We start from the raw sequence: 3,837 nt of genomic DNA, 5'->3' as shown, positions 1-3,837 counted from the left end.
TAAAATTATAAAATAGAAAGGAAGTGCTAATATGGATTTTCAAGATAAAAGTGTTTGGAGTTTATCAAGAGTAAACATTAAATTTTTTATAGTTACTTTAATTCTTTCAATTGCACAACCATTAACTTTTATTATTTTTGCCTTATCCTTAAAAAATCTTATTGATTCAGGTTTGCAATCAAACATGAATGATTTATTAAAATCAGGTGTATATAGCCTAATGATATTAGTATTAATGTCATTATTAACCTATTCTTACAATATGATGAAGGAAAAATATGCTAATTTATCCATTGATCAATTATGTAGTTCTATATTTTCAACAGTTATACGAAAAGATTTTCCAGAGTTTCAAAGAGATAAATCTGCTCGATATCTTAATTTATTTACAGAGGAGATAAATACTATAAGGAACAGTTACATTATATCTTACTTTGACATTATAAAAAATGCTTCACTGTTAATATTTGCATTAATAGCCATGTTAATAAGTAATTGGAGGATTTCTATTATTATCATAGTTTTGTGTTCAATTACCATATTAATTTCTACTTTTTCTAGTTCTAAAATCGAAAAATTGCAAATTAAAGCAGACGTTGAAGAAAAAAATTATGTTGCTAAGACTACTAATATTTTAAATGGGTTTTTAGTAATTAAAAGTTTTCATGTAGAGACTCAAATTGAAAAAGAATATATTTCTTCTTTTAAAGATAAATTAGATATTTTTGAAAAAAAGCAGAAAATGATGGCAAGAGTTTTGGCTATTTCTAATTTAGCTAGCTATTCTGTTATTCTGGTAGCTTTTGTACTGGGATTATCTCTTGTTATTATGGGGAATTCAACAATTGGTGATATTGTTGCTGTTACTCAGTTAGTTAATTTTGTAGTTGTACCAATAAACGAGCTTTCCATACTTATAAATGAATACTCTGCAGGAAGAGCAACAATAAAAAAAGCATTATCTTTATTACAAAATAGAAATAAAAATGAATTAGGTGAAGAGTTTTCATTCTCAAATAAAATTGTATTTAAGAATGTCTCATTTAATTATCCTAACAGTACTATTGATAAAAAAGCCATCAGCAATATTGATTTAAAATTTGAAAAAGGAAAGAAATATGCAATAATAGGAATGTCAGGTAGTGGTAAATCCACAATTATGAATTTAATACTACGTTTTTTTGATATTCCAAAGAATTCAGGTGAGATTTTAATTGATGATAAACCAATTAATAATCTTTCATTAGAAAGTTTATATAAAAATATTGCAATTATACAGCAAAGTGTATATATTTTTGATGATACTTTAAAAAATAATATTACATTAAATAAAAATTATTCTGATATGGAAATTCAAAAGTCAATTGAATTATCAGGTCTTAAAGATTTAGTATCATCACATAAAGATGGGATAGAATTAGCTTGTGGAGAAAATGGATCTTTATTATCTGGTGGGGAACGTCAGCGTCTTTCAATAGCAAGGTCTTTAATTTGTAAGACCCCAATCCTTTTATTGGATGAAGCTATGTCAGCATTAGATAGAAGGACAAGTTTTGAAATTGAAACTGCATTGCTAAATATTAAAAATCTTACTACTATTGTAATAACTCATAGTTTAATAGAAGAAGTATTAAAACAGTATGATGAAATTATAATGATGAATAAAGGAGAAATAATTGAAAAAGGTACTTTTCTAGACTTAATGAAGAAAAAGGGTGATTTTTATAATCTTTACCAAGTGGAAAAGTTATCTGTTTAAATGAAATTTATATAAAACTTTATTTAAGAACAATAAAATTTTAAATTATACATAACCAATTGTAGTAACCAAGCAGGTATAGTTTGTATTAGTTATTTATTTTAAAATACTGTTACAAATTATACCTGCTTGGTTGTTTGATTTTGTAAAACTCATTGCTAGTGCATTTTATTAAATTAACTATTGTTTTAAAAATATATTTTGAACTATATAATAATAGAATATTTGTTAATATATAATAAAGAGGTGATTTTTATAGAATTATTTATAAAAAATATATTAAAGAAATGTAGAAAATCCACAATATATAAAGATATAAAAGCTTAATTAGGGTAATTAGAGTAATTATTTATATTAGCTAATTTTTATATTTATAAAAGATTATTAAAGATGAGCAAAAAGCACCTAGAAAAATTAAATCTAAGTGCTTTAAACTGTTGATATTACATGGTGCCGAAGGCGGGACTTGAACCCGCACGAGTTTGACCTCGACGGATTTTGAGTCCGTTGCGTCTGCCAATTCCACCACTTCGGCAAGTTACAAAAAAATAATATCATATTGATAGGTATAAGTCAAGAATAAAAAAAAAATGGGATACTATAGTATAATGTCAATAAAGAAAAAGAGAGTTTATAAATTATTTGCGTTTTATTTTATAGTTTTCAGTATAAAATATTTTATTTAATTTATAATAACTTGACTTTAAGGTATTTAAATATCATTATAAAAAATAGTGTAATTTAACATATAATAACAAAAATTAAATGGATAATAGGTATTAGTTGCTAAATTTATATATAAATAATGGGTAAAACAATAAAAGAAGTTAATATTAAATAAAATTATGTTTTGTACAAAAAAATGTGTAAAATATAAGGTGAAACAGTAAAATATTTTTGGGGAGAGATTAATTATGCTTAAATTTTTAGATGCAGGAGAATCACATGGAAAAGCTTTGATAGCCATTTTAGACGGAATGCCATCAAACTTTAATATCAATATAGATACCATTAATAAGGAATTAAAAAGAAGGCAAATGGGATATGGTAGAGGAAAAAGAATGGAGATAGAAAAGGATACTGTAGAATTTTTATCAGGATTAAGGGGAACAAAAACTACGGGGAATCCTATAACTATGATTATAAAAAATAAAGATTATGAAAATTGGAAGAATATTATAACAGAGGAACCTAAAAGTTCAGAAAAGATTGTTGTCCCAAGACCTGGACATGGTGATTTAGTAGGATATTTTAAATATGGAACTGGGGATATTAGAGATAGTATAGAAAGGACGTCAGCAAGGGAAACAGCCATAAGAACTGCAATAGGTGCACTTTGTAAACAGGTATTAAAGAACATAGGAATAGAAATAAGAAGTAAGGTACATAGTATGGGTAATTTATTTGACCAGGATGTAAATTTATTTGATAATGAAGTGTACAACAAAATAGATAATAGTGTTGTTAGATGTTATAATGAAAAAGTAGAAAAAAGTTTTATAAAGAAAATTGATATTTGCAAAGAACAAGGAGAAACTATAGGTGGATGTGTATTTATTTCTATAAAGGGAGTACCTATAGGCATTGGAAGTTATTCTCAATGGAATAGAAAATTAGATGGGATTTTAAGTTATGCAGTCATGTCAGTTCAGGGTGTAAAAGCAATTGAGTTTGGAAACTCAATGGATTTATCACTTAGAGGAACTACATTTAATGATGAAATAATATATGAAGATAAAAAAATTAAGAGATCTACAAATAACTGTGGTGGAATTGAAGCGGGAGTATCAAATGGAGAGAATATTGAATTTAAAGCTTATGTAAAGCCAATACCTTCTGTTAAAAAGAATATGAAAACAATAAATCTTAAGACTAGAGGAGAAGTTTTAACAAGATATGAGAGATCGGATGTTTCTGCTGTGGTGCCAGCCTCTATAGTTCTTGAAAATGTAGTAGCTTTTGAAATATTAAAAGAGATTTTAAATAAATTCCCATCCGATGAGTTTTATGAATTAAAGAGAAATATTAATTATTATAGAGATACAGTTTATAAAAGATAGTTAAATTGATAGGAGAGA

The 3,837-nt window shown here is 25.9% G+C and carries 2 protein-coding genes and 1 tRNA gene; 2 read left to right on the top strand and 1 reads right to left on the bottom strand.

All coding sequences use genetic code 11. From position 1 onward, the window contains the following. The first annotated feature begins 31 nt into the window (after positions 1–31). The gene (locus tag EJL03_RS03685; protein ID WP_125152623.1) at positions 32–1,759 is read left to right on the top strand and encodes an ABC transporter ATP-binding protein; all 1,728 of its coding nucleotides are present in this window, start codon (positions 32–34) and stop codon (positions 1,757–1,759) included. A 448-nt stretch (positions 1,760–2,207) separates the two neighbouring features. Here EJL03_RS03685 and EJL03_RS03680 read toward each other — a convergent pair. Then, positions 2,208–2,294: transfer RNA gene (locus EJL03_RS03680), tRNA-Leu, on the bottom strand. 379 nt (positions 2,295–2,673) lie between these two features. Between EJL03_RS03680 and aroC the strand changes: the two genes are divergently transcribed. Further along, entirely contained in the window at positions 2,674–3,819 is a 1,146-nt protein-coding gene (gene aroC, locus EJL03_RS03675; protein WP_125152622.1) for a chorismate synthase, read from the top strand. Positions 3,820–3,837: the final 18 nt, after the last annotated feature.

Source organism: Clostridium rectalis, from assembly GCF_900626095.1.
Classification (GTDB): domain Bacteria; phylum Bacillota; class Clostridia; order Clostridiales; family Clostridiaceae; genus Clostridium_AS; species Clostridium_AS rectalis.
This window is presented reverse-complemented; position numbering and strand designations above follow the sequence as displayed.